At 56.0% G+C, this 504-nt stretch carries 1 pseudogene; it reads right to left on the bottom strand.

What is annotated here, in order from left to right:
* A pseudogene (locus tag H3V04_RS08775) lies at window positions 1–504 on the bottom strand (hypothetical protein); the annotation flags it as partial.

Here is a 504-nt window from a genome sequence, read left to right as displayed (position 1 = left end):
GGCACTCAGCCTCGCCCAGCCTGAACCCCCACGTGTCCGTCCCTTTCACCAGGTCATCGCCATTCGTGCCCTGCCCCTCCACAATCGGATTGGCTGGGTCCTCGCCGTAGAGAACAACCTTGTTGGGACGCGCGGCATCCTTGGAAGGCGTACACTCACCACTGACCACCGGATCAAGCTTCGACGTATACACACTGCCCGAAGCATCCAAACCGGCATCAGCATCGTTTTCGATCTTCGTAATCGTCGGATCATCAGGACGAGGCACATCGTACTTATAGAAGGCACTATTGATCGTCCAGCCCGCTGAAATATTCCGTTCTATATCCGAGCTGTTCATGCCGTCACGTATACCGACGAGGCCCTTCTGATCAGGGTTGTACACTTCAGGGCTGACGGTACAAGCGCTGCCGTCCCGGTTCGTGGTGACAGGCCAGGTGACCATCTTGAAATAGCCGTCAAGATCCTGCTTCTCCTTGGCCTCCTTGAAATCAATCCCGCCAT

This window comes from Bifidobacterium sp. M0353 (assembly GCF_016100645.1).
GTDB classification, from domain to species: domain Bacteria; phylum Actinomycetota; class Actinomycetes; order Actinomycetales; family Bifidobacteriaceae; genus Bombiscardovia; species Bombiscardovia choladohabitans.
Note: the sequence above shows the minus strand (reverse complement) of the source record. Positions and strands in the feature narration are given on the sequence as shown.